The following is a 20,146-nucleotide window of genomic DNA, read 5'->3' on the forward strand; positions in this document are numbered from 1 at the left end:
AAGGGAGGCTGTGGAGGGAGCGGAGCGATGAAGGACGCCGATCAGGCCGCGGGGCCCGCGGGCCGGCCCAGACGGGCGGACGCCCGGCGCAACGAGGAGGCCCTGCTGGAGGCGGCCGCCGCGGTCTTCGTGGAGTCGGGCGTGGAGGCGCCGGTGCGCGACATCGCGGCCAGGGCCGGTGTCGGGACGGCCACGATCTACCGCCATTTCCCGACGCGGGCGGATCTCATCATCGCCGTCTACCGGCACCAGGTCGAAGCGTGTGCGCAGGCCGGTCCGGACCTGCTCGCGACCGGACCGACCCCCTACGCCGCACTGGGGAAATGGATCAGCCTCTTCGTCGACTTCCTGGTCACCAAGCACGGTCTCGCCGCCGTTCTGCGGTCCGACGACGCCGGCTTCGACGCCCTGCACGCCTACTTCCTCGACCGGCTCGTGCCGGTGTGCACGCACCTGCTCGACGCCGCGGCCGGTTCGGGCGAGATCCGTTCCGATCTGCAGGCCTACGAATTGATGCGCGGCGTCGGCAACCTCTGCATCGGCGCGGAGAACGATTCCCGCTACGACGCACGACGGCTGGTCGAGGTCCTCGTCGCCGGACTGCGCCGGCCCGACTGAATCGGCCGGGGGCCGACGCGGGCCGTGCGCCCCCGGCCCGTCGCTCCCGCCCGGGCGCGGCCTCGGCGTGGTGAAAGGCCGGGTGCGCGAAGGCGCCCGTGAGCCGTCCGGCCCGGCGGGCCTTGAGGCCGCGCCTGCGTCGTACCAGCCGACCGCGGCGGCCGGCCCGGCCCACGGTTACGGGGCGGGTCCATGACCGCGGGGCCGGTCCATCGCCACCGGCCCCGTCCACGGCCACCGGACCGGGTCCATGACTGCAGGTCAGTCCACGGGGACTACAGGTCAGTCCACGGGCACGGGCCGGTCCACGGTTACAGGCCGGTCCGCGACCACGGGGCCGGTCCACGGTTGCGGGCCGGTCCACGACCACAGGCCCGGTCCATGGCTACCGGCCCGCTCCCCGAACACGGGGCCGGTCCACGACGACGGGCCCGGTACACGGTTGCGGGCCCGGTACACAGCCGCGGCCCGGATGCATCAGGCCCGCCCCATGACCACAGGGCCGTCCACGACTACAGGGCCGTCCACGACTACAGGCCCGTCATAGCTGCCGGACCGCTCCACGGCCACCGGCCGGTCCAACACTGCCGGCCCGCTCCACGACCGCGGGCCCGGATCGGGCCCGCGCCCCTGTTGCCGGTACCGGCCCGGAGGTACGTGCACCCGGGGGACCGCGAAGTTCACCGTCCGGCCGAGCAGTTCCCCCATGCCTTCGCCAGCGCGGCGGGGATCTCGGGGATGTCGCCGCAGCCGTGCGGCCCGGCCGGCAGACCGTCGCCGGCGAGATACGCCCAGCCGCCCCCCGAGGTGCCGCGGAAGTACTTGGTGGTGCTGCCCTCGTCCTGCATGTTCACGAGTTCCTCGTCCGTGACACCCGGCGTCGCCTGAAAACGGGTGGCGGCGTAGCGGACGGCGCCGCACTGACCGTAGAAGAACCGGTGCGGCTCCGGCCGGATGTGGACGAGTCGGGGAAAGGCGCGCCGGTACGCCGACGTCACGGCGGCCTTGACGTCGTCGCCGACCGACAGGTTGCGGCATCCGGGGACGCTCGCGGGAATCCGGGCGGCGCCGGTGGAGGGCGTGGCCCGGGCCGGGGTGGAGGTGGACGACGGGCGCGGCGCGGCCGAGGAAGCGGCGCCCGAAGCAGTGGCCGCCGCGGCGGGGGCATCGGGAGACGACGCCGACGACGTGGCCGACGGGGAGGCCGGCGAGGGAGCGCCCGAGGCGGCGTCGGTACTCGGCGAACCGTCGCACCCCGTCAGCATCAGGATTCCGCCCATCAGTGCTGTCACCGTCACGCCTCTGAGACCGCGCATGGCGAGTCCCCTCCTCGACCGACTGGGTCACGCACGCCACCCGCGTGACCAGGTGTGCGGCCGCCGTTCCGGGGCCGCGGTTCGCCCTTAGGACAGCGCTGACGGCTTGGGGGTTGCAGGGGACGACACTCGGGCCGGTCTCGATTCCGTATACACGTGCGGCCTCCCGGACCACCGGCGCCGGAGCGGCACCGCACGGGACGCGCGAAGCCCGCGAGGAATCCGCGCAGGAGTGTCACACAGACTGCACACAGTTTTGGGAATGCCCCGTTAGCGTTGCAGGCCGCTCGATCCCACGTGCGAACGAGACCAGCCGAGGCCCGGCGTGGCGACGGCACGTCAACTCAGGAAGACCGCAATGGACTACTGCTCCTCGTGCCGTCGGCATCTCAACGGCGCCCTGGTGTGCCCCGGATGCGGCGCCTACGCCCCGGACATCGCTCCGCTCACCTCCGGCGGCCACCCCGTCCCGGCCCGGGCCGCCACAGCGGCAAGGGGCTCCGCGACGGGAGGGGAGTTCGCGAACCCGAACATCCCCGACATGCGGTACGACGAAGAGGTCGCCGACGGGGCGGCGTTCGAGGACGGCGCCGTCGACCACCCGCGAGGTGAGGCGTCCGGCGCCCCCGACGGGCGGGCGGCACGGCGACGCCAGCGGGCCCGCTGGAAGAAGAGCCAGCGGCGGGCCGTGGTCGCGACCGCGGTCGCGCTCGTCGGCGGCGGCCTGACCTTCGCCTCGATGGACCGGCACTCCGCGGAGCGCGCCCAGGCGGCCGCGGCACCCGACGTCGCGAGCATGGGCGGCTCGGACGGACAGGCGCCGGAGCCGCCGGCGGTCCCGATCCTGCCCGGCACACAGCGGTCCGCGCACCCCTCGCAGTCGCCCGCCACCGGGCTGCCGCGGCACGGGTCCGCCACGCCCGGCGCACCCACCACGTCGCCGGACACCCGCCCGGACTCGGTGTCCGTCGCCCGTACGGCCCTGACCACGCGGACGGCGCAGACCGCGGCGCAGCAACTGCCGGTGACCACCCCGTCCTCCGCCGCGCCGGTCACCGCTCCCAGCCAGGCCGCCCCGGCACCGACCCAGACCGCCGCGCCCGCCCCCTCCGGGGGCACGGACTCGGGGACGGCGCAGCCGGCCCCCGCGCCGACGGCCACCTCGCCCTCGCACATCTGCCTGCTCGTGCTCTGCCTGGGCTGACCCGCACCACCGCCCCGGCCCGGCACCGAGCGGGGGCGCACACCACCGATCGGACCCACCGCGACGCCGGGCCGGGGAAGAACCCGCGCCCGGCATCGCGCGTTCCACCGTCCTTGCACCCCGGCGGAGTTGCACAGGTCCGGCGGGCGGCAGCCGGTTCGCGATCCGCCGCCCTCGCCGCGACCGGCGAGGGCGTCCCGCGTCACCCCGCGCCGCCGACGCGAGGCACGGCAAAGGGACTTGCTCCGCGGGGACGGACGTCCCGGAACAACGGGCTCCAGCACGTGCCCCGTTGCACCCTGCGGATCCGGGGAGCGGACCGTGCCCACGGTGGCCGAGGCGCGTGCGCCGCGCCCCGTCCCGCGGCGTCCGAGTCGATGAAGTCGGCGGATATCCGGACACAGGTGCCGGACTCGCGGGGATCGTGCGGCCGGATCGTCACGCCTCACCCACGAGAAGGGGGAGACGGTGATCGAATCGCGTGGGTGTGCCAGTAGGGTGGACCCGCTGCGGCACCGCACCATCACTCGCCCTGGCGGAGTCGTGGCCGGCGGCGTTCCGGTCGTCGCACGGCATTTCGTCTCACGGCATGAGGATGAATCAACAGGTGCTGATCGCGGGCCGGTACCAGCTGGACACGACCATCGGACGTGGCGCGATGGGAGAGGTCTGGCGGGCGTACGACCAGATGCTCGGCCGGCCCGTCGCCGTCAAGATCCTGCTCGCCCAGAACGCCGATCCCACCGCGGACTCCCGTTTCCGCCTGGAGGCCCAGACCGCGGGACGCCTGCACCACCCCCATGTGGTCGGCGTCCTCGACTTCGGGGAGCACGCGGACCGGCTGTTCCTGGTGATGGAACTGGTGGAGGGCGACAGCCTCGCCGGGGCGCTCGCCGACGTCGGGCGCCTGGCCGCCGAGCGGGTCGCGGACATCGCCGCGCAGGCCGCGGCCGGGCTCGCCGTCGCGCACGAACAGGGCATCGTCCACCGGGACATCAAGCCGGGCAATCTGCTCCTGGACGCGGACGGCACCCTGAAGATCGGCGACTTCGGCATCGCCCGCTTCATGGACGACCCGTCGGGAGCGCTCACCGCGACCGGGCAGATCGTCGGTACCAGCCTGTACATCGCGCCCGAACGCGCCCTGGGGAAGACGGCGGGACCGGCCAGCGACGTGTACTCGCTCGGCTGTGTGCTCTATCAACTCCTCACCGGGCACCCGCCGTTCCGCGCCGACACCCCGATCGCGATCCTCCACCAGCACTTGGACGCCGCCCCGGTGCCGCCGCGCGAGCTGGGCGTCGCACTGCCGCCTGCGTTCGAGAACTACCTCCTCGGACTGCTCGCCAAGCGGCCCGAGGACCGGCCCACCGCACGGCAGGCCGCCGACTGGTTCGCCGCGGGCGCCTGGCGGGGCCGTCCCGAACCGCTGCCGGCCACCGTCCCCGAGCCGCGTCACGCACCGGTACCGGCGGCGGAACCGCCGGCGCTCCCGCGCGGGGCGGCGGGCCCGGCGACGACGTACAAGCTCCCGTCCGCGCCCGGGGCGCCGAACCGTCGCGCGGCCCACTGGCAGCGGGTGTCGACGCCGGCGCACCGCGAACGTCCTTCGAGCGGAGGACACCGCGAGCGGACGCCGGTGAGCGCCCGCCGGGACCGGACGCCCACGGCGGCGCACCGCGACCGGGCGGCGACGGCGGGCCGCCGGGAGCGACCGTCGATCCGCGCGTTGGCCGCCCGCTCACCGCGCACGGTGGGGTTGATCGCCGCGGCGGCGCTGTTCCTGACCGCGATGCTGGTGAGCATGGCGATGTTCTCGCCGGACAGCAGCTCGGCTCAGACACCCGAGGAGACCCGGTCCGGTCCGGCCATGCCGACACCCTGACCACCGGGGCGTACCGGCCTCCATCCGCCATCACCCAACTTTGCTTCTCCGCCGTTGAGTTGAGTTGACGCAAGGTTGACCGATCGAAAAGAGAACGGTGGTGGTCGCCGACTGTAGGTTCACCGGCATGCCCCCACAGCCCCCACGTCTGCCGGTGCTCCCGTACCGCAAGCCCACGCGCGGTCGCGACTACTGGGTCCTCGACAACATCCTGCCGAACGTGGACGAGGTGCGGGCCCGCTGTCTCGCCAAGGACGAGGAGGACTGGGCCAAGGGGTTCCCGTACACGCAGGAGAGCTGGCCGGGGCTGCGCACCATGCCGGGCCTCGATCCGGACGAACTCGCCCGCGTCGAGGGAGTGGTGCGCAAGGAGACCGGGGCGCGGAAACTGTGGCAGGAGACGGCGCCCGGCGGCGGCACCCTCAACCACAACTGCGTCCAGGTCGTCGGCAAGGACGAGGGTGAGCCCCGTCCGCACACCGACTCGCGCGCCCTGTGCCGCTATGCCGCGGTGCTCTACCTCAGCCCGAACGTCCCGAAGGACTGCGGCACGAGCTTCTACCGGCAGAGCCTGCCCGGTGGGGTCCTCGGCGGCAACATGGTGCAGGCGCCGCACACGAATCTGGTCGAGGCCCTCGGCACACGGTACGTCTCCCCGGACGCGTTCACCGAGGACATCCGTGTACCGCAGCGCTACAACCGGCTGCTCCTTTACAAGGCCAACATCATGCACAGCGCGACCGGCTACTGGGGCGGCGGCGCCCTGGACGAGAGGCGCATGACCGCCGTCTTCTTCTGGATGGCCTGACCGGCCTCCCGGCGGTTCGCTCCGCGGGGCGTGCCAGGCAATCGCGGGCACCCGGCCGTCAGCGGGACGTGGCGAGCGGAAGGTCGTCGGTGTAGGCGTTCACCGGCCGGGTGATCCGTTCGACGCTGCGGGTGTCGAGCGCGACCGGCGCCGACGGCGTCCCCAGGGTCCCGCCCGGGTGCCAGGTCCCCGTGACGGCCACCCAGGTGTCGGCGGGCGGGGCCGCGGACCCGTACATCCGTACCTTCACGGTCCGGGCGTCCGCCGCACAGCACGAGAAGATGATCCGGGTCAGGTACCAGCCGCCTCCCTGCCCCCGGGGTGTGACGAACCCGGTCATCTCGATGTCGCGTCCCTTGACGGCCCGGGCGCGGTCCTGGCGCACACGGCCGGTGAAGTCGGAGAGGGTCATCGGGACGGGCGATGCCAAGGGCAGTGGTCCGAAGTGCTGCCGCTCGTCGACGGCCGCGGGGGTCTCCCGGGCGGCGGTGTATGCGCCGAGGGCCGGCGGGGCGTACAGGAGCAGACTCAGCACGGGCAGGAACAGCAGCCACGCGGCGCGGGGCATGCCGGAGTGGTCGTGACCGTGCCCGCCGTCCTCGCCACCCTGGCCCTCTGCCTCCTGGCTCTCCCTGCCGGGGGTGTCGACGTGGTGGCCACGGTGCCCGTGGTGTTCTCCGCGGTGCCGCCACTGCGACACCGCGTCCGCCACTCCGAGCAGAAGCAGCAGGACACCCGAGGCGATCAGCACCGGGCGCAGGTCCTGCTTGACGTATCTCAGGTACAGATCGGTGAGGAGCGAGGCGCGCAGCAGGCCGAGACCGCCGAGCACGAGCAGGACAACCTGGACGGGCCGTTTCACAGCAGCGCCCCGCCGATCAGAGCGCTGCACAGCACCGCGACGACCATCGTGGCGGCGGAGAACCGGACCGCGAAGGCCCGGCCGAAGGTGCCCGCCTGAAGGGCGATCAGCTTCAGATCGACCATCGGCCCGACCACCATGAACACCAGCCGCGCGAGGGGCGAGAAGCCGGTGAGCGAGGCAGCGACGAAGGCGTCCGCCTCGGAGCACACCGCGAGGAGGACGGCCAGCCCGGCCATGAACAGCACCGACAGCCAGGGCGAGCCGGAGAACACGTCCAGCACGGACCGCGGGACCGCCACGTTGAAGGTGGCCGCCGCCATGGCCCCGAGCACCAGAAAGCCACCGGCATGCAGGAAGTCGTGCTGGAAGCCGAGCCGGAACTCCCGCAGGCGGCTGTGCCCCGGCCGGTGCCCGGTGTGCCGTACGGCCGGCTTGAGCCATTCGTCACGTCCCAGCCAGAGCCACAGCCAGCCCATCGCGGCGGCGGTGGCGAGCGAGGCGAGCAACCGGGCCAGGACCATGGCGGGGCTGCCGGGGAAGGCGATGGCCGTGGCCGTCAGGACGACCGGGTTGACGGCGGGTGCCGACAGCAGGAACGTGAAGGCGGCGGCCGGGGTGACGCCCCGGCGGATCAGGCTGTTCGCCACCGGTACCGAGGCGCATTCGCATCCGGGCAGCACGACTCCGGCGACCCCCGCGACGGGGACGGCGAGCACGGGCCGCCCGGGCAGCACACGGCTGAACACCCGGGCCGGCACGAACGCGTTGATCGCTCCGGACAGCGCCGTGCCCAGCAGCAGGAAGGGCAGCGCCTGCACGGTGATGGCGAGGCACACCGTCCGCCAGGCCTGCACGGCCGGTTCGTCCAGCCCGCGGGCGAGGACCAGGAGGACCGGACCGGCGAGGGCGGCCGCCACGAACAGCAGCGGCCAGGGCAGGGGCCGGCCCCGTTCGGAGGCCTCACCGGACGCCGCCGGCACCGCGGCCGCCGAGGACGCCTCCTCGGCCAGTTCTTCCGTCTTCTGCATGCCGGCTCCGAATGTCGGATGTTCGGATCGAACATAACGGGCGCCCCTCCGTGCACCCCGTCACCGCCACGCGCCCGCGCAGGGGAATCCCCGGCGGCCGGACGGCTCGCGATGTGACGACCCCCACAGCGAGGGCCGCCGATTTTGCCTCGGGGAAAGGTTCTTGGTCCCCGCTGTACCCGTACCTCCCGGCGTCGGAACAACCAGGAGGTGCCATGCGCATGTCGCGGAGCGCGGCCGGAACCCTTTTTGTGGTCGGCGCCCTGACGCTGACACTGACGGCTCTCGTCTATCCCTCGATGCTGGGCGTACAGACCGTGTCCGGCTCCCCGGCGCGCGTGATCGCCACCACCCCGTCGGGACCGCTCACCGAGGCGGACCGCGACTTCGTCGTCAAGGTGCGGGCGGCCGGCCTGTGGGAGTTCCCCTCCGGAGAACTCGCCCTGAAGAAGGGCACGACCCCCGCCGTGCGCACCGCCGGTCAGCACCTGATCAACGGACACGCCAACCTCGACGCGACCTGCCGGAAGGTGGCCACGCAGCTGGGCATCACGCTGCCGAACCAGGCGAGTCCCCAGCAGCAGGGGTTCGTCGCGACGCTGACCGCGGACCAGGGGAAGAAGTTCGACCAGGACCTGGCGAACATCCTGCGCGTGACACACGGCCAGATCTTCCCGGTCATCGCCAACATCCGCGCCACGACCCAGAACACCCTGGTCCGACAGCTGGCCGACCAGGCCAACGACACGGTCCTCGACCACATCACGGTCATGGAGCAGACGGGTCTGGTGAACTTCGACTCGGTCCTGTTCCAGGAGACGACCCCGCCGAAGCTCCCGAAGAGCAGCATGACGCCGCCGGCCCCGGCACCCGGCGAGCCGACGGTGATCCTCTCGCCGCCCGCGGGATTCACCCCGCCGCCCTCGACGACTCCTTCGCCGGCCCCCACCACGGGCTGAGCGCGCTCACCGTACGCGAGAAGGTGGGCCCGGCGCTCTCCGGGGGAACAGAGCGCCGGGCCCGTGGAGGATGGTCACTGGGACGCCGCGGACGTCACGCCCGGGTTCGGGACGTACGGCGCCGTGTGGCGAGCGCGATGCCCGCGCCGGCCACGACGAGGACCGCCGCGCCGGCGGCGATCGGCAGCGCGTTGCCGCCACCCGTCTCGGCGAGATCGCCGGGCGGGGTGGAGGAGCCGCCGTTCGGCGACGGCGCCGCGGGCGAGCTGGACTCGTCGGCGGGCGGGGTGGAGGCGGACGGCGAGGCCGGGGTCGCCGGGCTCGACGCGGGCGGGGTGGTGGCCGGCACGGAGGCGGGCGGCGTCGAGGCCGGCGGCACCGAGGCGGGCGGCGTGGTCGCCGGGGTGCTCGGCGGCTGGGCGGTGCAGTCCTTCGTGCCGCCGTTCCAGGAGGCGATCAGCTTGTCCTTGATCACCGGGCGGTCCGGGCCCTTGGGCAGCTCACCGTGCTCGAAGCCGTCGTTCGCGCCGAGGTTGCCGTCGTACTTCACCTTGCCCCGGTACAGGTCGATCTGCGCGAAGCAGCCCGCGTCCGGCACCGAGATGTCCAGCGAGTCGGTCGCACCCCGCTCCACCGTCACGGAGTCGAAGTCGTGGAAGACCTGCAGACCGGAGGTGTTGAAGGTGGCACCGTGCGCCCGGTACGAGGCGAGCGAGGCCGTACAGGTGGTCGCGTCGCCCGCGGCACGCACCTTGATGTGGATCTTGCCGTCCTCGGTGGGCCTGAGGTTCTGGTCGTCGACGCGGACCGAGTCGGTGAAGGCGCTGCCGTCGAGCGAGAACTGGCAGTGGTCGGCCTGGGTCACCGTGCCCGGGCCCTTGCCGGACGCGTAGCCGCGGCCGCCCTTGTTCCAGCCGTCGCCGCCGGGTGTGCCCCCGGCCCACGCGGCGCCGCCGGTGACGGCGGTCAGCGTGAGCGCCGCGGCGCCCGTCATCAGCAGTCGGCGTACGGTGGCACGTCTGGCAATGGACATGCGTCCCCCACATTCATGAACCGGGACCCGGGCAGGGGCAGCGGGCAGCACGAAGCCGCCGGCACCATGGCCGGGAAGAAGTGGTCGAAGAGAAACACCGGGCTCACTGGTCACATGAGCCACAGTTCGAGCACATAATCGATCAACCGGAATGCACTGTCAACCTCGTTGAAACCACTACTACTTGACGGCCCATCACATAGGGGGCCGCACAAGGAATCGGTTACTCCGGCAGGCGGCGCACGGCGAGTGGCGCCACCTCCCCGGGCCCGGACTCCGTCCTCGCGCCCCGGGCCCGGCGACCTTCAGATCACTCCGGCACGGCGGCGGCCCGCACCATCACGCAGTCGAACTCCACCACCCGTCCCGTGGACGCCTCCCGAGTGACGGGGTACATCCCGGTGATCTCGAAGCCCCGGCTCTCGTACTCGGCGACGGACTCCTGCATCCGCGGGCTGCCCTCGTACAACCGCAGCAGCGCCACCTCCGACTGCAGTCCGACGAACTCACCGGCCCGCTCACCGGCCCCCGCGAAAACCTGCAGGTCGTAGCCCTGGGTGTCCATCTTCAGATAGGGACGCGGGTGGTCGATGCCGGCCATCGCCTTGTCCATCACCCCGTCGAGCCGGCGGATCTCGATCTCCTCCGTCTGCGACTTCGCGAAGCGGTGGTAGCGGTCGCGGCCGTAGTCGCTCGGCGGCAGCACGGAGTTCATGGTGTTCCAGGCCGTGTGGATGGACATGGTCTCGTCCTCGCGGCCCAGCCCGAAGGGGTACACCGTCCAGTCCGGGTCCCCTTCCGCCGCCTTCTCCAGCTTGGCGAAGGCCGCGGCCGTGGGTTCGAACGAAACGATGCGTCCGGCGTAACCGTGCCGGCGCAGCCGGCGTGCGTACTGACCGGTGTTGGCACCCACGTCGAACACGCAGTTCACCTCGTACCGCGCGAGCAGCGCGGCCACGTGGTGGGCGCACAGATACTCGGCCGCCGCCAGCTGGAGCCCGCGTTCGTCGGCAGCCGCCCGCGGGTCGAGCACCAGGTGCCCCCCGCTGCTCCCGAGCCGCACGCTCTGCCATGCGCCGTCCGGCGCCTGTGGCTCCCCGGCGGACCCCCGGGTCACCAGCCACTGATCCGAACCCACCTGCGACACCGCGTACGGGCGGCGGCCGGTCCGGGCCACCAGATCCGCGCCCGGCCCCACGGGAAGCCGGGCACGGGCCCCGCGACGCGAGACGACCGCCTCGCCGGGGCCGAGGTCGACCACCTGCACCCCGAGTCGGGGGAGCAGCTTGAGCAGGCTTCGGTAAAGGGTCCGCATCAAGCCACCCTGTCAGAGGCAGGCTCGAACACTCCACCGAGTGAAGTTAAATTCCTCACAGTGGTCACGAACGCCGCGGACCCGGGAACGGGCGCCGCCGCGGTCCGGCGACGACCCTGCGGCGTGGCCCGCTTGGCCGAAGTCGTCTCACTTACGGATGACTTACGTCCCTCGCCTCGCGGCCCGGGAACTTCGCCGCCTTCACCGTCGGTTCAAAGGGGCGACGGCTCGGTGTACGGCACTCCCGGACTCCGGCCGGCGTCGAAGGACGACAGTGCGACCAGTGAAGGAGCGACACCGGAATGGTGTTCAAACGGCTGCTCGGGGCGATCGGGGTGGGCGGTCCCGCGGTGGACACGGTGCTCGACACCGGCGTGGCGCTGCCCGGCGGTCCGCTGTCCGGGCAGGTGCATCTGCGTGGCGGCGACGCGACCGTGGAGATCGATCACATCGGGCTCGAGCTGGTCGCGCGCGTGGAGGCCGAGCACGAGCAGGGCGAGAGCGAGGGCACGGTCGCCTTCGCCCGGTTCACGGTCGGGGGCGGCTTCAGTCTGGGCGAGGGCGAGCAGCTCAGTGTGCCGTTCGGCGTGACGCTGCCGTGGGAGACGCCGATCACCGAGCTGTACGGGCAGCAGCTCGGCGTCGTCCTCGGGGTGCGTACGGAGCTGGCGGTCGCCGGCGCCAGGGACAAGGGCGACCTGGATCCGCTGGCGGTGCGCCCGCTGCCGGTCCAGGAGGCGGTGCTGGAGGCCTTCGGCCGGCTCGGCTTCGGCTTCCACTCGGCGGACCTGGAGTACGGGCACATCGGCGGCACGGGACAGCGGCTGCCCTTCTACCAGGAGATCGAGCTGACCCCGGCGCCGCAGTACGCGCACGCGGTCGACGAGATCGAGTTGACCTTCCTCGCCGCACCGGAGGGCGTGGAGATCGTCCTGGAGGCGGACAAGCGGGGCGGTCTCTTCTCCTCGGGCCATGACGCACTCGTCCGCTTCACGGTCGGTCACCAGGACGTCCACACCCGTGACTGGGTCGCGGACCTCGACGGCCGGGTCCGGCAGCTGGTCGAGCACCGATCGGCCCACGGGGCGCACGACCCGTACGCGGGTCACGGCCACCACGGTGATCACCACGGCCACCACGACGGGCATCACTCCGGCCCCGGTATCGGCACGGCGGTCGCCGCGGGCGCGGCGGGGCTGGCCGTCGGCGTGGTGGGTGGGCTGGTGGCGGCCGAAGTGGTGGACGAGATCGGGGACTTCTTCGAGGGGGACGAGGACTGACCCGTCCGCACCAAGGTTCTCCGGTCCTGATGGGCGCCGGCCGCACGCGCCCGGTGGTGCGCGTGCGGCCGCTCACCGTCGATCGGCGCGCAACGGGCCTGTGGCCGCTCGGTCCGAAAAGGACGCGCCGCCCGACCGGTCCCTCACAGGGTCAGGGGGTGCCGGTGCCGCCGAAGAAGGAGACCGTGCCGGTCGGCGTCGGCGTCGCGGGCGCGCCGCGGAACCCGGTGGCCCCACGGAGCGGGTCGGGCGATGACCCGCCGACCTCGATCTCGACCACGTCCCCCACACGCAGGTGCCCGTGCAGCCACTTCGCATTGACGAGGTCCAGACCGATCCAGCCACTCGTCACGTCGTAGTGGCCGGGAGCCTTGGCGTTGTACACCAGGCCGCCGAGATAGGTCGTGGTGCCGTCCGCCGCGCGGAGTTCGACGACCCAGCGAACCTTCGCGCGGTAGGCGCCCTTGAGTCCGACGTCCTTGCCGGGCACCGTCTTCAGGTTCGCCAGAGCGGTGACCGTCATCCGTCCGGTCGGGGTCCGGGCGCGCACCGTGCCCGCGGAGACGGGAAGTTCGCGCCTGCCGATGGTGAGCGTCCGCCGGCTCAGGTCCACCGTCGCCGCGGGTCCCGCCTGGGCGCTGGGACCCACCTGGGGGCTCGTGGGCATCGAGGCCGGGGAGGTCCGCGAGGGAGGTGTGTCCGCTCCGGTGAAGCCCAGCAGGGCCACTACGCCCAAGGCCGCCGCGGCGGAGGCACCCGCGATCGCCGCGGCCGTACGGCGGCGGTGACGGCGCACACCAGCGCGGCGCCGGATCTCCGAACCGGGGACGGGAGGCGGGGCCTGGCCCGACTCGGCCAGTGCGCGCAGCCCGGCGGTGAGGTCATCGGACACGGTCGTCCTCCCTCTCCTCCTCGCCGACGGCCAGCTCTCGCGCCAGCGCCGCCCGGCCCCGGGACAGCCTGGCCTTGACCGTCCCCACCGGGGCACCGGTCTCGGAGGCTACCTGCTCCACACTGAGGTCGCACAGATGGTGCAGAACCAGGGCCATCCGCTGCGGCTCGGGCAGTTTGCGCAACGCGGTGACGAGCGCGGTCCGTTCGGGGCCGGGCCCCGGAGTGTGCTCCAGCGGCGGAGTACTGCGGACCAATTCGAGCCAGCGCCGTGCCCGCCGCCAGCGGCTGACCGCGAGCCGCATCGCCACGGTCCGTATCCACGCCTCGGGCGCCCCGTCGGCCAGGAACTCCCGACGCCGGTGCCAGGCCCGTACGAAGGCCTCCTGCACGACGTCCTGCGCCTCGCTGTGATCCCCCGTGAACGCGTAGAGCTGACCGGTCAGCCGTGGGAACGCGGTGGCATAGAACGTGTCGAACTCGTCTTCGTTCATGCCCCCGCCACGCTCTCGGTCATGCCCCCGCCACGTGCTCGCCCATGGCCCCGCCTCACGTTCCCGCGACATTCCGGACTTCTTGGTGCAGACCGGTCGTCTCGCCCGTGCGTATAGGTCCCGTACGTCGCACATGGAAACACACCACGGGGGCGCCCCGACGAGCCGCGGAGCCGGGGGCGGGCGCCGGGGCCCCGTCCGGGCGGGCGGGCCGGTCCGCGGAGACCTCGAACGGGCCTCCACCACTGGCCTCCCGCATCCCCGGCCCGGAAGCTGGGCCCATGGACGCCGCGCCCCGTGACGGTCTGCCGCCCTTCGAGGACCGCACCGACTTCGAGAACGCCGACCGCGGGTTCGTCTCCGCCCTCGTGCCCGGGGTGGTGACGGCCGACGACGGGCGGGTGGTGTGGGACGCGGACGCTTACGGATTCCTCGACGGCGACTGCCCCGCCACCGCGCACCCCGGTCTGTGGCGGCAGTCGCAACTGTGCGCGCGGCAGGGGCTTTACGAGGTGACCGAAGGGGTCTACCAGGTGCGCGGGCTGGACCTGGCCAACATGACCCTGGTGGAGGGGCACGACGGCGTCCTCGTCGTCGACCCGCTCGTCTCCAGCGAGTGCGCGGCGGCCGCCCTCGCCCTCTACCGGCGGCACCGCGGGGAGCGGCCCGTCACCGGGCTGATCTACACCCACTCCCATGTGGACCACTTCGGCGGTGCCCGCGGTGTGCTGCCGTCCGACGAGGAGTCGGGCGTGCCGGTCCTCGCACCCGTCGGATTCCTGGAGCACGCCGTCAGCGAGAACGTGTTCGCCGGACCCGCGATCGCCCGGCGGGCCGACTTCATGTACGGGGCATCGCTGCCGAAGGCACCCGACGGGCAGATCGGCACGGGGCTCGGCGCGACCGTGTCGACCGGTACGGTCACCCTCGTTCCGCCCACCGTCGACATCACGCACAGCGGGCAGACCGAGGTCGTCGACGGGGTGCGGATCCTGTTCCAGCTGACCCCGGGCACCGAGGCCCCGGCCGAGATGAACTTCCTCTTCACCGGGCAGCGCGCCCTGTGCCTCGCCGAGAACGTCACCCACACCCTGCACAACATCCTGACCCTGCGCGGCGCCCTCGTCCGCGACGCCCGGATCTGGTCCCGCTACCTCGACGAGGCCATCGACTTCTTCGGCGACGCCTACGACGTGGCCTTCGCCTCCCACCACTGGCCGACCTGGGGACACGAGAACGTCGTCCGGCTGCTCGCGGAGCAGCGGGACCTGTACGCCTATCTGCACGACCAGACGCTGCGGCTGCTGAACAGCGGACTGACGGGACCGGAGATCGCGGAGGAGCTGCGGCTGCCGCCCGCGCTGGAGGCCGCCTGGCACGCCCGGGGCTACTACGGCTCCCTCAACCACAACGTCAAGGCCGTCTACCAGCGTTACCTGGGCTGGTACGACGGCAACCCCGCGCATCTGTGGGAACATCCGCCGGTCCCGCTCGCCGAGCGGTACGTGGAGATGGCGGGCGGCCCCGCCGCGATGCTCGCCGCAGCACGCCGGTACGCCGACGCCGGGGACCTGCGCTTCGCGGCCACCCTCCTCAACCACCTCGTCTTCGCCGAGCCGGGCGACGAGGAGGCGAGGCGGACGCTGGCGGGCGTGTACGAACGGCTCGGGCACGGGTCCGAGAACGGGCCCTGGCGGAACATCTATCTGACCGGAGCGCAGGAGTTGCTGTCGGAGGCGGGGGGTCCCGCCGTCACCACCGACTCGGCCGAGCTGACCTCGGCGCTCTCCGTCGGCATGCTGCTGGATTCCCTCGCGGTGCGCATCGACGGCCCCCGGGCGGCGCGCGAGCCGCGACTGATCATCGATCTGGTGGTGATCGACGAGCAGCGCCGGCACCGGATCAATCTGGAGCACGGCGCCCTCACGCACCGCAGCCTGCCGCTGCACCGCGCCCCCAGGCCGCAGGCCGGACTGACACTCACCCTGACCCGTCCGGAACTGCTGGGTCTGCTCGCGGGCAAGGGCCTTGCGGGCATCGGAACGGAAGGGGACCGGGAGCTGCTGAAGCGGCTGTTCTCCCATGTGTCCCGACCGGACCGGGGGTTCCCGATCGTCACGCCCTAGCGTGTCCCGCCGCTCCCCGGTCCGCGCCGCCCGGTGCCGGTCGCAGGCCGTCGTCAGAGCGGTGGCTGCGCTGGGGCCGGACCGAGGGTCGTCGTGCCGGGAGCGGTGCGGTGGCCGAGGCCCGTGCGGTACGCGTCGAGGGCGGCCTCCACCCGGCCGGTGCGGCGCAGCAGATCGCCGAGCAGCCGGCACAGGTCCGCGAGGTCGCCCGCCGCGCCCGCCCTCTCCAGCAGGCTGAGCGCACGCACATAGTGCTCCTCGGCGGCCTCCGTGTCCCGGGCGTCCTCCGCGATGATGCCGAGGAGGCGGTGCGCGGCGGCGGAGTGGACCGCGCCGCGCTCGGGGCCGATGTCGCCGAGGACGCCGTGCAGCAGTTCCGCGGCCTCCTCCGACCTGCCGCGGCGGTGCAGCACGTCCGCCAGCTCCACCGCGACCTGACTGCTGTAGAGGGCGGCCCGCTTCTCGGCCAGCATGCCGAGAGCCTCGCGCAACTCCTTCTCCGCGCGCTCGAGTTCGCCGTTCTGGACGTACAGATATCCACGCATCCAGTGGCAGTTGGCCAGCTCGGTGCGGATCTGCAGCTGCCGGTACAGCTCGGCCGCCTTGGCGAGGGAGGCGTCCGCCTCGGCGACCCGGCCCTCCGCGAGGAGCGTGCGCGCCACGGATCGGTGCATGCGTGCGACGAGTGCCGGGTCGCCGACCTGGGGCGCGAGGGCGAGGGCGAACTCGGCCGCCTGGGCGGCCCGCGCGTGCGCCCCCATGTCCATGTACGGGCCTATGGCGCTCGCGTAGAGCAGCAGGAGGGCGTCCGGGTCGTGCAGTCCGGAGCGGTTGAGCTCGTCGAGCGTCGACTCCAGCAGGTAGCAGGCGTAGCGGAGTTCGCCGGCGAGGTAGTGCGAGACGGCGCGGCCGCGCAGGGCCGGGACCCGGCTGGGCAGCGGCGCGTCGGCCAGGCTCTTCTCCGCACGCTCGAAATGCCGCCGCGCCACCGCCAGATCGCCGACGTCCAGGGCGCACTCGCCCAGTCCGAGCTGCGCGGCGGCCTGCTCGGCGTCGAGCCCGTGCCGCTCGGCCTCGGCCAGCAGCGCGGCGTACTGCTCGGCCGCCGCCTCGGCCTCCCCGGTGGCCAGGGTGCGCTGCGCGTCGGTGAGCCCGAGCCGCAGGGTGGTGGCGAGATGGGCGGGGCGCCCGGTGGCCAGCTCGTCGAACTCGACACCGAGCCGCTCGGACAGGTGCCTGAGCGCCTCGTCGGAGGGCCGGACGCGTCCGGCCTCCAGGGTGGAGATGTAGGCGGGTGTGTACGCGGGCTCGGCCAACTGCCTCTGCGTCATGCCTCGTTCGCGCCGCAGTTGCTGCACCCTGCGCCCGATGATCTCCGGGTCGTCTCGCTCCGCCATGCGATTAATCATGCCAGTAAGCACAGTTATCGAGCCCAGTTTCTTGACCGGAGGTCAATCTTGCGTTCGAAGGGCCCAACTTGCCTTGGCGCTCTTCCGGTTCGAGCCTCCCACCCCCTACGTTAGAAACGCTTTAAGCATGCTTAATCCATCGCTGTCATTGCGAGGTCGGTTGCCGTGCTCGGACGCCTTTCCGTTCACCGCGGACGTATTTCGCCCCGCTACGCCAGAGGACTCGCCGCAGCCGTCGTGGCCGTGGCCGCCCTGATCACGGCGGCCAACACGGGCCCGGCCAGGGCGACAGGACCGCTGCCCGCCCAGCACGTCGCACAGGACTCGCGCTGAACCGGCCGGACGAGGCGGGCGGCGACGGGCCGAACAGGGCAGGCGGCCCGCCGGTGGAGGCCCCCCTCCCGCCGGCGGCCGCCTTCTTCAAGTGCCGCGGTGGGCTTCGAAAGCCTCGATGCCGGTGAACGGCCCGGCGCATACCCTGGCCCCGTGACCTCTCCCGCCGCACGTACCGCGCTGGACCTCACCGCCGACCTCCCGACCGCCGCCCTGGAGGAGTGCTACCGGGATCTGCACCGCCATCCCGAACTGTCACTGCGTGAGCACCGGACCGCCGGGAAGCTCGCCGGGCTTCTGCGCGCGGCCGGCTACGACACCGCCGAGGGCGTCGGCGGCACCGGGATCGTCGGAGTACTGCGCAACGGCGACGGGCCCACCGTCCTGCTGCGCGCCGACATGGACGCGCTTCCGGTCGCCGAGGAGACGGGTCTGCCGTATGCCTCGCAGGTACCGGGCGTGATGCACGCCTGCGGGCACGACCTGCACGTCACCTGGCTGGCGGGGGCGGCCGGGGCGCTGGCCGCCGGGCGCGACGCCTGGTCGGGCACGCTGCTGGTGGTGGGCCAGCCCGCCGAGGAGAGCGGTCAGGGGGCCCGCGCGATGGTCGCGGACGGTCTGTACGACCGCGTCCCGCGCCCCGACGTCCTGCTCGCCCAGCATGCGGCCCCGGGCCCGGCCGGCCTCTACGCGCACTCCCCGGGGCTGATCCTGTCCGCGTCCACGGACGTGGACATCGTCGTGCACGGCCGGGGCGGTCACGGCTCGCGCCCGGAGTCGACGGTGGACCCCGTGGTGACGGCCGCCTACCTCGTCACCCGGCTGCAGACCGTCGTCAGCCGCGAGGTCGCGCCGCGTGACGCGGCGGTGCTGACCGTGGGCCGGATCGAGGCGGGCACCGGCAACAACATCATCCCGTCGCACGCGCGCATCGCGCTGAACCTGCGCACCCAGTCGGCCGGGGTCCGCGACCGGATGGTCGCCGCGATCCGGCGCATCGCGGCGGGCGAGTGCCTGGCCGCGGGCTGTCCGCGCGAGCCCGAGGTGACCATCGGTGCCGACTTCCCGGTCACGGTCAACGACGCCGACACCGACCGCCGCGTCACCGCCGTGCACGGTGAGGTGTTCGGCCCGGGCACCGTCTTCGACCCCGGCCCGGCGATGGGCAGCGAGGACTTCTCCGAACTGGCCCCGGACGGCGTCCCGTACGCGTACTGGTTCGTGACCAGCACTCCGTCCGCGGTCTGGGAGGCGGCGCCCGGCGCGGACCTCATGGAGAAGTTCGCGGCGGTGCCGAGCAACCACAGCCCCCGCTTCGCGCCCGACCTGTCCACGGTCGCACCCGGCGTGCGCGCCATGGTGTCGGGCGCGCTGGCGCACCTGTCGCCGGCCTGACCGCGCCGTCATCCGTCCCCGGCGGGCGCGCCCGAGCAGGGCCGTACGGCGTCACGGCTGCGTCTGGAGCCGGCTCCGCAGCCGGCGAAGGTGCTCCTGTACGTGGTGCAGGGCGCCCTCGCGCCGTCCCGGTACCCGTTCCCGCAGTGCGACGAGCGCGGGACCCAGTGCCCGGGCCCGCTCCGGATCGCTCATGCGGCCCCACTGGTGGTGGGCCCGGTCCACGGCGGCCTCCACCGCCGGGTCGGCCGGGCTCCGACCGGCCGTGAGCCGGGCGGCGGCCACCGCGAGCCAGGTCTCGCAGCTGCGGCCGGGGTCGCCCGCGAGCATCGCGAGGTCCGCGCGGACCTCCATCCAGTGCAGCGCTTCCTCGGACCCCGGTCCGTGCGCCCGCAGCGCGATCTGCTCCCACTGCGCGGCGAGCAGGTCCGCCTCCGCGTGCCGGCCGTCCTGGACGGCGGCGGTGAGCGCGGCGTGCGGGTCCGGGGGTGTGGCCGCGGGCGGCACGGGCACGAAGGGCGGCGGCATGAGCGGGCCGCGTACCGGGACCGGCACCCCGGGTGCCAGCACGATGTCCCCCTGCCCGCCCGTCTCCGCGTGTGCCCGGGTCATCGCCTGGTGGTGCAGGGTCGCCGGGTCCGGGCGGTGGCCGCTGCGCAGAATGGTCGCCACGGCCTTCATGTACCCGGGGACCGCCAGCCCGCGGCGCGGTGGCGGCGGGGCCACCCGGCCGTACAGGGGGACGGCCGGACCGCAGTCGAGAGGCGCGGTGTGCAGATGGCGCCAGGTCTCCGGGTCCGCGTGCAGATCCGCGAACACCGTCGTGGTCCCGGGCACACGCAGCCGCAGCTCCTCGCGGATCCAGTGCCAGGGGAAGCCGGTGTAGCGGACCGTGGCCGGGGTGGTGCGCGCCAGCGCCAGATGCGGCAGGTGCTGGCGGCGGTCCAGCTGGAGCTGTCCGCTGAGGAACACCGTCAGCGGGCCGGGGGCGGTGGCGGCGGCCCGCAGCCGGGTGAGGACGGCCTGCGGCTCGAGCGGGTCGGCGAGTTCGACCACGTTCGCCGTGTCCGTGCCGGAGAGCACCGGCGGGGCCACGGCCGCGAGCACCGGAAGCACGGACGCCGCGTCCACCAGGCACCCCTTGCCCGCCGGTGAGGCCGCGAGCAGCAGCACGGTTCCGGGCATCG

Annotated in this window: 17 protein-coding genes; 8 read left to right on the plus strand and 9 right to left on the minus strand. The window is 73.1% G+C overall.

Annotation, left to right across the window (positions count from 1 at the left end):
• Positions 1–27: 27 nt before the first annotated feature.
• Positions 28–618 carry a helix-turn-helix domain-containing protein gene (locus RCR19_RS17870; RefSeq protein WP_331266059.1) on the plus strand — a complete coding sequence of 197 codons (591 nt, stop codon included), beginning with the start codon at positions 28–30 and terminating at the stop codon, positions 616–618.
• Between the two features lie 680 nt (positions 619–1,298).
• On the opposite strand, the gene RCR19_RS17875 is transcribed toward RCR19_RS17870, so the two are convergent.
• Positions 1,299–1,934, minus strand: a complete 636-nt coding sequence (locus RCR19_RS17875) for a hypothetical protein (RefSeq protein ID WP_331266060.1) — start codon at positions 1,932–1,934, stop codon at positions 1,299–1,301.
• A gap of 358 nt (positions 1,935–2,292) precedes the next feature.
• Between RCR19_RS17875 and RCR19_RS17880 the strand changes: the two genes are divergently transcribed.
• The 3 genes from RCR19_RS17880 (at position 2,293) to RCR19_RS17890 (ending at position 5,831) form a co-directional block, all read left to right on the plus strand.
• Positions 2,293–3,138, plus strand: a complete 846-nt coding sequence (locus RCR19_RS17880) for a hypothetical protein (RefSeq protein ID WP_331266061.1) — start codon at positions 2,293–2,295, stop codon at positions 3,136–3,138.
• A 607-nt stretch (positions 3,139–3,745) separates the two neighbouring features.
• Positions 3,746–5,023 carry a protein kinase gene (locus RCR19_RS17885; protein WP_331269473.1) on the plus strand — a complete coding sequence of 426 codons (1,278 nt, stop codon included), beginning with the start codon at positions 3,746–3,748 and terminating at the stop codon, positions 5,021–5,023.
• Positions 5,024–5,150: 127 nt separating this feature from the next.
• The gene (locus RCR19_RS17890) at positions 5,151–5,831 is read left to right on the plus strand and encodes a DUF6445 family protein (protein ID WP_331266062.1); all 681 of its coding nucleotides are present in this window, start codon (positions 5,151–5,153) and stop codon (positions 5,829–5,831) included.
• Between the two features lie 58 nt (positions 5,832–5,889).
• Here the strand turns inward: RCR19_RS17890 and RCR19_RS17895 are convergent, their stop codons facing one another.
• Positions 5,890–6,693 (minus strand): TIGR03943 family protein, encoded by an 804-nt coding sequence (locus RCR19_RS17895; protein ID WP_331266063.1) that lies wholly within the window; start codon positions 6,691–6,693, stop codon positions 5,890–5,892.
• Positions 6,690–7,724, minus strand: coding sequence for a permease (locus RCR19_RS17900; protein ID WP_331266064.1), 1,035 nt, complete (start codon positions 7,722–7,724; stop codon positions 6,690–6,692). Before RCR19_RS17900 ends, RCR19_RS17895 begins: the two co-directional genes overlap by 4 nt.
• Before the next feature lie 215 nt (positions 7,725–7,939).
• On the opposite strand from RCR19_RS17900, the gene RCR19_RS17905 reads away from it, so the two are divergent.
• Entirely contained in the window at positions 7,940–8,683 is a 744-nt protein-coding gene (locus tag RCR19_RS17905; RefSeq protein ID WP_331266065.1) for a DUF4142 domain-containing protein, read from the plus strand.
• A gap of 94 nt (positions 8,684–8,777) precedes the next feature.
• On the opposite strand, the gene RCR19_RS17910 is transcribed toward RCR19_RS17905, so the two are convergent.
• Both RCR19_RS17910 and RCR19_RS17915 read right to left on the minus strand, forming a co-directional pair.
• Positions 8,778–9,716: an LAETG motif-containing sortase-dependent surface protein gene (locus RCR19_RS17910; protein ID WP_331266066.1), complete on the minus strand. Its 939-nt coding sequence runs from the start codon at positions 9,714–9,716 to the stop codon at positions 8,778–8,780.
• A gap of 310 nt (positions 9,717–10,026) precedes the next feature.
• On the minus strand, positions 10,027–11,031 hold the full coding sequence (locus RCR19_RS17915; RefSeq protein WP_331266067.1) for an FkbM family methyltransferase: 1,005 nt from the start codon (positions 11,029–11,031) through the stop codon (positions 10,027–10,029).
• Positions 11,032–11,333: 302 nt separating this feature from the next.
• Here RCR19_RS17915 and RCR19_RS17920 point away from each other — a divergent pair, with 302 nt between their 5' ends.
• Entirely contained in the window at positions 11,334–12,311 is a 978-nt protein-coding gene (locus RCR19_RS17920; protein ID WP_331266068.1) for a sporulation protein, read from the plus strand.
• A gap of 151 nt (positions 12,312–12,462) precedes the next feature.
• Here RCR19_RS17920 and RCR19_RS17925 read toward each other — a convergent pair whose 3' ends face one another.
• Positions 12,463–13,203, minus strand: a complete 741-nt coding sequence (locus RCR19_RS17925) for a L,D-transpeptidase (protein ID WP_331266069.1) — start codon at positions 13,201–13,203, stop codon at positions 12,463–12,465.
• Positions 13,193–13,696: a SigE family RNA polymerase sigma factor gene (locus tag RCR19_RS17930; RefSeq protein ID WP_331266070.1), complete on the minus strand. Its 504-nt coding sequence runs from the start codon at positions 13,694–13,696 to the stop codon at positions 13,193–13,195. The genes RCR19_RS17925 and RCR19_RS17930 overlap by 11 nt, the downstream gene beginning before the upstream one ends.
• 281 nt (positions 13,697–13,977) lie before the next feature.
• Here RCR19_RS17930 and RCR19_RS17935 point away from each other — a divergent pair, with 281 nt between their 5' ends.
• Entirely contained in the window at positions 13,978–15,822 is a 1,845-nt protein-coding gene (locus tag RCR19_RS17935; RefSeq protein ID WP_331266071.1) for an alkyl sulfatase dimerization domain-containing protein, read from the plus strand.
• 53 nt (positions 15,823–15,875) lie between these two features.
• On the opposite strand, the gene RCR19_RS17940 is transcribed toward RCR19_RS17935, so the two are convergent.
• A complete protein-coding gene (locus RCR19_RS17940) occupies positions 15,876–17,219 on the minus strand; it encodes a helix-turn-helix domain-containing protein (RefSeq protein ID WP_331266072.1) in 1,344 nt (447 codons plus the stop codon).
• 498 nt (positions 17,220–17,717) lie between these two features.
• Here RCR19_RS17940 and RCR19_RS17945 point away from each other — a divergent pair, with 498 nt between their 5' ends.
• Positions 17,718–18,959 carry an amidohydrolase gene (locus RCR19_RS17945; protein ID WP_331266073.1) on the plus strand — a complete coding sequence of 414 codons (1,242 nt, stop codon included), beginning with the start codon at positions 17,718–17,720 and terminating at the stop codon, positions 18,957–18,959.
• A gap of 51 nt (positions 18,960–19,010) precedes the next feature.
• Here the strand turns inward: RCR19_RS17945 and RCR19_RS17950 are convergent, their stop codons facing one another.
• Complete coding sequence (locus RCR19_RS17950; RefSeq protein WP_331269474.1) at positions 19,011–20,144, minus strand: hypothetical protein; 1,134 nt, start codon at positions 20,142–20,144, stop codon at positions 19,011–19,013.
• Positions 20,145–20,146 lie beyond the last annotated feature (2 nt).

Origin of the sequence: Streptomyces sp. WAC07094 (genome assembly GCF_036320405.1) — a bacterium.
GTDB lineage: Bacteria > Actinomycetota > Actinomycetes > Streptomycetales > Streptomycetaceae > Streptomyces > Streptomyces lannensis.

Excerpts from the sequence above, each read along its gene's own strand:
- RCR19_RS17870 (WP_331266059.1), top strand. The coding sequence starts at position 28 with ATGAAGGACGCCGATCAGGCCGCGGGGCCCGCGGGCCGGCCCAGACGG.
- RCR19_RS17875 (WP_331266060.1), bottom strand. The coding sequence starts at position 1,934 with ATGCGCGGTCTCAGAGGCGTGACGGTGACAGCACTGATGGGCGGAATC.
- RCR19_RS17920 (WP_331266068.1), top strand. The coding sequence starts at position 11,334 with ATGGTGTTCAAACGGCTGCTCGGGGCGATCGGGGTGGGCGGTCCCGCG.
- RCR19_RS17910 (WP_331266066.1), bottom strand. The coding sequence starts at position 9,716 with ATGTCCATTGCCAGACGTGCCACCGTACGCCGACTGCTGATGACGGGC.
- RCR19_RS17890 (WP_331266062.1), top strand. The coding sequence starts at position 5,151 with ATGCCCCCACAGCCCCCACGTCTGCCGGTGCTCCCGTACCGCAAGCCC.
- RCR19_RS17935 (WP_331266071.1), top strand. The coding sequence starts at position 13,978 with ATGGACGCCGCGCCCCGTGACGGTCTGCCGCCCTTCGAGGACCGCACC.
- RCR19_RS17950 (WP_331269474.1), bottom strand. The coding sequence starts at position 20,144 with ATGCCCGGAACCGTGCTGCTGCTCGCGGCCTCACCGGCGGGCAAGGGG.
- RCR19_RS17915 (WP_331266067.1), bottom strand. The coding sequence starts at position 11,031 with ATGCGGACCCTTTACCGAAGCCTGCTCAAGCTGCTCCCCCGACTCGGG.
- RCR19_RS17940 (WP_331266072.1), bottom strand. The coding sequence starts at position 17,219 with ATGGCGGAGCGAGACGACCCGGAGATCATCGGGCGCAGGGTGCAGCAA.
- RCR19_RS17880 (WP_331266061.1), top strand. The coding sequence starts at position 2,293 with ATGGACTACTGCTCCTCGTGCCGTCGGCATCTCAACGGCGCCCTGGTG.
- RCR19_RS17930 (WP_331266070.1), bottom strand. The coding sequence starts at position 13,696 with ATGAACGAAGACGAGTTCGACACGTTCTATGCCACCGCGTTCCCACGG.
- RCR19_RS17900 (WP_331266064.1), bottom strand. The coding sequence starts at position 7,724 with ATGCAGAAGACGGAAGAACTGGCCGAGGAGGCGTCCTCGGCGGCCGCG.
- RCR19_RS17905 (WP_331266065.1), top strand. The coding sequence starts at position 7,940 with ATGCGCATGTCGCGGAGCGCGGCCGGAACCCTTTTTGTGGTCGGCGCC.